Below are 6303 nucleotides of genomic sequence, written 5' to 3'. Positions count from 1 at the left end.
CGCGATCAGCTGGTTGTCCTCCGCCACCTCGCCCGAGAAGCGCGTGCAGCGGTAGCAGAGGATGCAGCGCTCGCGATCGAGGGCGATCAGCGGCGAGACCGGGATCGGCTTGTCGAACGTCATCTTCGGGAACGTCATCCGGGTGGATCCAGGCCCGTAACGGAACGTGAGGTCCTGCAGCGGGCACTCACCGCCCTTGTCGCAGACCGGGCAGTCGAGCGGGTGGTTGACGAGGATGAACTCGAGCGTCCCCCTTTGCCCCGCCGCCGCGCGCTCGGATGTCGCCGACGTGCGCACGACCATCCCCTCCTGGGCGGCGAGCGTGCAGCCGGCCTGGAGCTTCGGCAGGCCCTCGACCTCGACGAGGCACATGCGGCAGGCGCCGACGGGCGGCCCGAGCCGCGGCTCGTAGCAGAACACGGGGATCTCGATGCCGGCCGCGGCGGCGGTCTCCACGAGCCCGGTTCCCTTTGTGACCTCGACCTCGCGGTCGTCGATCGTGACCTTGACCAGGTCGCTCACGACTCGAGCTCCTCGCGAGTCGGGCGTGACGTTAGCCGCGCCCCCCCTGGTTCGGCCGGCGTGGGAAGGGGGGCGAGGCCGAAGCCACGCCCGGGGAGCCCGCACACCACGCTCACGCCACCACCTCGAGCGGCCGCCTGATCTCTGCGGGCCCGACGTGCGCCTCGTGCACGTCCGTCGGCGCGACGATCCCGTCGAGCGACGACGTGCCGTGGAACGGGCAACCGGCTTCCTCGACGTGCTGGAGGAACTCCTCGCGGAACTTCGCGACGTAGCTCGCGACGGCGATCGCGTCGGAGTCGCCGAGCGGGCACAGGCACGTGCCGTTGATTCGCTCGCCCACGTCGAGCAGGAGGTCGAGGTCGGCGTGCGTCCCGTCGCCGGACTCGATCTTCTTCAGGATCTGCGTGAGCCAGCGCGTCCCGACGCGGCAGGGCGTGCACTTGCCGCAGGACTCGTGCTCGTAGAACTGCGAGACGCGGACGCCGAGCTGCACCATGCAGCACCGGTCGTCGAGCACGATCACGGCTGCCGAGCCGATCGCCGTGCCGGCCTGCGAGAGTGAGTCGAAGTCGAGCGTCACCTTCTCGGCCTCGGCCGCGGTGAGGATCGGGGTCGACGACCCGCCGGGGATCACTGCCTTGAGCGTCCGGCCGTCGGCGATCCCGCCGCCGACCTCGTAGATCAGGTCCTTGAGCGGGAAGCCGTGCGGCAGCTCGTAGTTGCCGGGGCGCTCGACGTTCCCCGAGAGGGAGAAGACGCGCGTCCCGGTCGAATCCTGGACGCCCAGCGTGGCGTACTCGGTGCCGCCCATCTCGATGATCGGCGGCACGGTCGTGATCGACTCGACGTTGTTCACGGCGGTCGGCGAGGCGTAGAGCCCGGCGATCGCGGGGAACGGCGGCTTCGTCCGCGGCTGGCCGCGGTAGCCCTCGAGCGATTCGAGCAGCGCGGTCTCCTCGCCGCAGATGTAGGCGCCCGCGCCGCGGTGGAGCACGAGCGTCACGTCGCCGAGGTGCTTCGCGGCGCGCAGCTGCTCGAGCGCCGAGACGAGGATCTCCCATTCGCGCTCGTACTCGCCGCGGATGTAGACGAAGACGTGCGTCGACTCGATCGCGCGGGCTGCGATCAGACAGCCCTCGAGGAAGCGGAACGGGACCCGGAGCATGATCTCCCGGTCCTTGAACGTCCCGGGCTCCGACTCGTCGGCGTTGACGACGAGGTAGTGGGGCCGTGGGTTCTGGTCGGGCTTCGGGATGAAGCTCCACTTGCGCCCCGTGGGGAAGAACGCGCCCCCGCGGCCGCGCAGGTTCGACGCGTTGAGCTCGGCGACGATCTCGTCGGGCGTCATCGCGCGCGCGCGGCGGAGCGCCTGGAGACCGCCGACCTTCTCGTACTCGTCGAGCTCGGTGAGCGCGCCGCCGTCCGTGCCGGCGAAGACGATCTCGGGCGTGGTCGAGCTCACTCGCCGAGCTCCTTCACGATCCCGGCGACGTCACCGGGGCGCACGTGCAGGCGGTGGCGGTTGTCGACGGCGACGACCGTCGCCCAGCCGCAGCCGCCGAGGCATTCGACCGTGCGCAGCGTGACCGCGCCGTCCTCGGTCGTCTCGCCGACGTGCATGCCGAGCTCGCGCTCGAACGCCTCGACGACCCCCTGCGCGCCGGAGACGGCGCACGACACGTTGGTGCACACCTCGACGACGTGGCGGCCGATCGGCTCGACGTGGAGCATGTCGTAGAAGGACGCGATCGAGACGCAGTACGCGGGGGTCACGTCGAGTGCGTCGGCGACCTCGCGCAGCGCGGCCTCGGGCAGCCAGCCGCCGTGCCGCTCCTGCGCGAGCTGGAGCGCCGGCATCACGGCCGACCGCTCGTCCGGATAGCGGGAGCGAAGCTCCTGCACCTCGTCGTAGAAGGTGCTCACCGGTCGACGTCTCCCATCACCGGGTCGAGCGAGGCCGCGACGGCGATCAGGTCGGCGACCGCGGCGCCTCGCACGCAGGTGGCCGTTGCCTGGAGCGCCGCCAGGCTCGGGGCCCGGAACTTGACACGCCAGGGCTTCGGGCCGCCGTCCGAGACGAGGTAGCACCCGCATTCGCCACGGGCGGACTCGATCGCGACGTAGACCTCGCCCTCGGGCACGCGGTAGCCCTCCGTGACGATCTTGAAGTGGTGGATGAGCGACTCCATCGAGGTGTGGAGCTCCTCGCGCGGGGGGAGCACCACCTTGCGGTCGTCGGCGATCCACCGGTCGCCCCGCATCTCCTCGAGCCTCGTCACGCACTGGGCGACGATGCGCGCCGAGGTGCGCATCTCGTCCATGTGAACCTTGTAGCGGTCGTAGACGTCGCCGTTCGGATAGACGGGGACGTCGAAGTCGACCTGGTCGTACGCGAGGTACGGCATGTTCTTGCGCAGGTCCCAGTCGACGCCGGACGCGCGCAGCATCGGCCCGGACTGTCCGAGCGCGAGCGCGTCCTCGGCCGACAGGAGGCCGATGCCCTTCGTCCGCTCGAGCCAGATCTTGTTCCTGTCGAGGATCGCCTCGTAGTCGTCGACCGCCTTCGGCATGTGGCGTGCGAAGGCCCGCGCCTCCGCGTAGAACCCCTCCGGGATGTCCTCCGCGAGCCCGCCGACCTGGAAGTAGCGGGTGTGCATGCGGACGCCGGTGACCATCTCGAACAGGTCGAGCACCATGTCCCGCTCGCGGAACGCGTACCAGAACATCGAGATCGCGCCCATCTCGAGCGCCGACGTGCCGAGCCAGACGAGGTGTGAATGGAGTCGGTTCAGCTCGGAGAGGCACATCCGCATCCACGTCGCCTTCTCGGGCGTCTCGAGGTCGAGCAGCTTCTCGATCGCCAGCACGAAGACGAGCTCGTTCGCCTGGAAGGAGAGGTAGTCGATCCGCTCGGGATACGTGATCCCCTTCCAGTACGTCTTCGTCTCCATCGTCTTCTCGAACCCCGTGTGGAGGTACCCGATCACGGCCTCGATCCCGGCCACGTGCTCCCCGTCGAGGTCGACGATCAGGCGGAGCACGCCGTGCGTCGACGGGTGGTTCGGCCCGAAGTTGATCGTGAGGATGTCGTCGAGGTCGTGCTCGGAGGGGTCGATCCGGAGGATCGTCGGGCACGGAGACGGGATGCGCGTCCCCTCGTAGATCCGTTGCGCGGGCATCACCGCCATGTGCTCGTCACTCCTCCCCCGAGAAGCGGACGGGCTCGCCGCCGACCGGGTAATCCTTGCGGAGCGGGTGCCCCTCCCAGTCCTCGGGCATCAGGATGCGCACGAGGTAGGGATGGCCGCGGAAGGTGATCCCGAACATGTCGAACACCTCGCGCTCGAACCAGTCGGCGGCAGGCCAGACGCCGACGACCGAGTCGATCTCGTCGCCGTCGTCGAGCCACGCCGTCACGCGTACCCGCCCGGGGGCGTCGGCGACGCGGAGGAGGTGGTAGACGACCGCGAAGCGCTTCGGCTTGTCGGCCGGGACACGCTGGAAGCCCTGCGACCCGGGCGCGTGCAGGTCGCGTCCGGCCTCCGTGCCGATGTAGCCCGCGACGCCCGACCCGCCCCAGCCGAGGTAGTCGACCCCGGAGACGTCGACGAGCACGTTGAACCCCTCGGCGTCGCGCAGGTACGTGCACGTCTCGACGATCCGGGCGGGGTCGACGACGAGCGTGGTCTCTCCGTGGGCCTCGAGCGTCTCGGCGACGCCGGGCACGCCCGTCGGCGTCACTCTGCGACCCCGCGGATCTCGTACGCGGGTGGCACGCCGGCGCGCATCTTCTCGTGGAGGCGGATGATGCCCTCCATGAGCGCCTCCGGCCGAGGCGGGCACCCGGGCACGTGGATGTCCACCGGGAAGATCTTGTCGACGCCCTGAAGCACCGTGTAGTTGTTGAACATCCCGCCCGAGCTCGCGCAGGCGCCCATCGCGATCACCCACTTCGGCTCCAGCATCTGGTCGTAGACCTGGCGCGCAGGAGCGGCCATCTTGTGCGTCATCCGTCCGGAGATGATGAGGAGGTCGGCCTGGCGGGGCGACGAGCTGAAGCGCTCCATTCCGAAGCGGGCGATGTCGTAGCGCGAGGAGACGATCGACATCATCTCGATCGCGCAGCACGCGAGGCCGAACGTGTCCGGCCACATCGAGCCCGACTGCGCCCACGCGACGGCCTTCTCCACCGTCGTCGTCATCAGCGCGTCCTCGATCGACTCGAGCTCCTGCTCGAAGACGCCGGGACCGCGGTCGGGCCAGAGCGTTCGCTCGCTGCGGAGCCCCGCCTTCGCCGCCGGGCGGTCCGACACGAGCGGCAACCGCCGCGCTAGTGCCACTCGAGCGCCCCCTTCCGCCAGATGTAGACGTACGCCACCGCGAGGATCGCGACGAACGCGCCGAACTCGGCGAAGCCGAACCAGCCGAGCAGATCGAGCTGCACCGCGAGCGGATACAGGAAGACGATCTCGATGTCGAACAGGATGAACAGCATCGCCGTCAAGTAGAAGCTCACGGTGAAGCGACGCTGCTGTCCCGGCGCGTCGCGCGCGACGCCGGACTCGAACGGGAGCAGCCGCTGCTTCGTCCGCGTCGTCGGGCGGGTCGAGAAGACGAACGAGAAGAGAATCATCGTCGCCGGGATCAGGGCGGCGAAGACGGCGTAGATGACAAACGGGAGCCAGTCGGAGAGCACGCTTTCCTCGATCCCGTCCGGGGTCGTCCGCGAAACCTACCACTCCGGTCTCGCCGCACGAGGTCGAAGGACAACCCGCTCGGAACCGTGGAATCCGGTGTCACAAAGTGCGCGGGCTCGCGGCGACTGACCACTTGGGTACCATCTGGGCATGGAGATCGCCGAGCGCCCCACCGACACGCTGCTCGACCTCACGCCGCTCGCGGCGGAGAAGGTGAAGGAGCTGATGGCCGAGGAGCCGGACGCCGACTCGCTCGTGCTGCGCGTCGCGATCCAGGGCGGCGGCTGCTCGGGCTTCCAGTACGGGCTCGGGTTCGACTCCGGCGCCGCCGAGGGCGACCACGAGCTGCTGCTCGAGGGCGTCCACATCGTCGTCGACCCCTTCAGCGCGCCGTACCTCCAGGGCGCGAAGATCGACTACCTGACCGGCCTCCAGGAGTCCGGGTTCAAGATCGACAACCCGAACGCGGTTTCCTCCTGCGGCTGCGGCCACTCGTTCCAGGTCGAGGAGGGCGAGGAGCTCCCCGAGGGAACGCAGATGGGCGGCTGCGGCTCCGGCTGCAGTCACTGAGAGGCGCCGCTCGTCGGGCGCGCTTCGCGACTGCACCCGGAAGAACCGCTCGACTCTAGGATCCTCGCGTGAGCGAGCATCTCCGTGTGGCCGTCGTAGGGTCCGGCCCGGCCGGGTTCTACGCTGCCGGCGCTCTCCTTGCCAGTGACGACCCCCCCGTCGAGGTCGACCTCCTCGACCGGCTGCCGACGCCCTGGGGTCTCGTCCGGCTCGGCGTCGCACCGGACCATCCGAATATCAAGGCCGTCTCGCGCGCGTTCGAGAAGATCGCCGCCAGCCCGCGCTTCCGCTTCCTCGGGAACGTCGAGGTCGGCCGGGACGTCACGCACGCCGAGCTCGCGGAGCGCTACGGCGCGGTCGTCTACGCGATCGGCTCGCAGACCGACCGCCGGCTCGGGATCCCGGGCGAGGACCTGCCGGGCTCGTGGCCCGCGACCGCTTTCGTCGCCTGGTACAACGGCCACCCCGACTTCCAGGACCTCGAGTTCGACCTCTCGCACGAGCGCGCGGT

At 69.6% G+C, this 6303-nt stretch carries 8 protein-coding genes and 1 pseudogene; 2 read left to right on the top strand and 7 right to left on the bottom strand.

The annotated features are described in order from the left end of the window. The 7 genes from VNM44_RS13320 to VNM44_RS13290 form a co-directional block, all read right to left on the bottom strand. On the bottom strand, positions 1 to 522 hold a 522-nt coding region (locus VNM44_RS13320; protein ID WP_325626375.1), incomplete at its 3' end, for a 2Fe-2S iron-sulfur cluster-binding protein. 112 nt (positions 523 to 634) lie between these two features. Next, the gene (gene nuoF / locus VNM44_RS13315; protein WP_325626374.1) at positions 635 to 1987 is read right to left on the bottom strand and encodes an NADH-quinone oxidoreductase subunit NuoF; all 1353 of its coding nucleotides are present in this window, start codon (positions 1985 to 1987) and stop codon (positions 635 to 637) included. After that, positions 1984 to 2448, bottom strand: coding sequence for an NAD(P)H-dependent oxidoreductase subunit E (locus tag VNM44_RS13310; protein WP_325626373.1), 465 nt, complete (start codon positions 2446 to 2448; stop codon positions 1984 to 1986). The genes nuoF and VNM44_RS13310 overlap by 4 nt, the downstream gene beginning before the upstream one ends. Beyond that, on the bottom strand, positions 2445 to 3689 hold the full coding sequence (nuoD, locus tag VNM44_RS13305; RefSeq protein WP_414652982.1) for an NADH dehydrogenase (quinone) subunit D: 1245 nt from the start codon (positions 3687 to 3689) through the stop codon (positions 2445 to 2447). The genes VNM44_RS13310 and nuoD overlap by 4 nt, the downstream gene beginning before the upstream one ends. Positions 3690 to 3720: 31 nt before the next feature. After that, the gene (locus tag VNM44_RS13300) at positions 3721 to 4266 is read right to left on the bottom strand and encodes an NADH-quinone oxidoreductase subunit C (RefSeq protein WP_325626371.1); all 546 of its coding nucleotides are present in this window, start codon (positions 4264 to 4266) and stop codon (positions 3721 to 3723) included. Next, positions 4263 to 4742 carry an NADH-quinone oxidoreductase subunit NuoB gene (locus VNM44_RS13295; RefSeq protein WP_349258044.1) on the bottom strand — a complete coding sequence of 160 codons (480 nt, stop codon included), beginning with the start codon at positions 4740 to 4742 and terminating at the stop codon, positions 4263 to 4265. Before VNM44_RS13295 ends, VNM44_RS13300 begins: the two co-directional genes overlap by 4 nt. 113 nt (positions 4743 to 4855) lie before the next feature. Further along, positions 4856 to 5221, bottom strand: coding sequence for an NADH-quinone oxidoreductase subunit A (locus VNM44_RS13290; RefSeq protein ID WP_325626369.1), 366 nt, complete (start codon positions 5219 to 5221; stop codon positions 4856 to 4858). A 151-nt stretch (positions 5222 to 5372) separates the two neighbouring features. Here VNM44_RS13290 and erpA point away from each other — a divergent pair, with 151 nt between their 5' ends. Then, entirely contained in the window at positions 5373 to 5792 is a 420-nt protein-coding gene (gene erpA, locus VNM44_RS13285) for an iron-sulfur cluster insertion protein ErpA (RefSeq protein WP_325626368.1), read from the top strand. A 68-nt stretch (positions 5793 to 5860) separates the two neighbouring features. Next, positions 5861 to 6303 (top strand): annotated as a pseudogene (locus tag VNM44_RS13280) (NADP oxidoreductase); the annotation flags it as partial.

It is taken from the genome of Gaiella sp., from assembly GCF_035558935.1.
In the GTDB taxonomy this organism is placed as follows: domain Bacteria; phylum Actinomycetota; class Thermoleophilia; order Gaiellales; family Gaiellaceae; genus Gaiella.
This window is presented reverse-complemented; position numbering and strand designations above follow the sequence as displayed.